Consider the following 738-nt stretch of genomic DNA (forward strand, 5'->3'; position numbering starts at 1 on the left):
CCCCCCCGATGGGGCACAGTGTGTCGTCACTCGTCCTCGATGTCCGGGTACTGCGGGGGAGCCTTGCCGACCTTGCTGACGATCCTCGGGTAATTGGCATCGGGCTGCGCCTGCCCTGTTCCAATAACTTCAACGCGGAAGCGCCACTCGTCACCGTAGTCGTACAGGAAGGTCATGGCCGAGCCCACCTTCTGGAAGGCCGTGATGACGCGTGTGCGCTTTACGCTGCGAGAGCCGCTCCCCTCCATGTCGGCGAAAAGTTCGAACCGCTGCGGCGAGCCGAACAGCTTTCCCGTCAGCTTTGAATAGAAGCCATAGGCATGGTCCATGTCGAAGCCAAATGCCGCTACGATGGCTTCGGCCAGATCCGCTAGGGTGCTCGAACTCGACACCTCGATGTCCCGATAAAGCCGTGCCCGAAGAGAGGCTCGGAAGATCAAGGTCGCGGGCTCAGTCATGGCGGATTTCAGGCACTGACGGTTTGAAGGATGATTTTGAAGGGGTTCGTGCCCGGCGCGAGACGAGCCGTGTCGACGACGGTTCGAATGTCGGCTTCGCCCTGTGCGGCCCACATGGCGCGATAGCCGTTAGTGATCTTCCGTTGAACGACGGCAGGTCTGAGGGCGCGTTCGCAGGCGTTGTTCGTCGCGTCGACCATTCCTGGCCATTGGGCAAAGGTCAAAAGTTGATCGCGAGCTCGCCTGAACTTGTTTTGGATGTCGCGGGCCAGATCGCACG

The 738-nt window shown here is 60.6% G+C and carries 2 protein-coding genes; both read right to left on the reverse strand.

Features of this window, described 5'->3' with window-relative positions; genetic code table 11:
• Nucleotides 1-26 precede the first annotated feature (26 nt).
• The gene (locus G6N73_RS36080; protein ID WP_165034597.1) at nucleotides 27-458 is read right to left on the reverse strand and encodes a plasmid pRiA4b ORF-3 family protein; all 432 of its coding nucleotides are present in this window, start codon (nucleotides 456-458) and stop codon (nucleotides 27-29) included.
• Nucleotides 459-466: 8 nt separating this feature from the next.
• A partial coding sequence (locus G6N73_RS36085) for an IS66 family transposase (RefSeq protein WP_165034598.1) occupies nucleotides 467-738 on the reverse strand: 272 nt, incomplete at its 5' end.

The sequence above is a fragment of the Allomesorhizobium camelthorni genome (assembly GCF_011045125.1).
GTDB classification, from domain to species: Bacteria; Pseudomonadota; Alphaproteobacteria; order Rhizobiales; family Rhizobiaceae; genus Allomesorhizobium; species Allomesorhizobium camelthorni.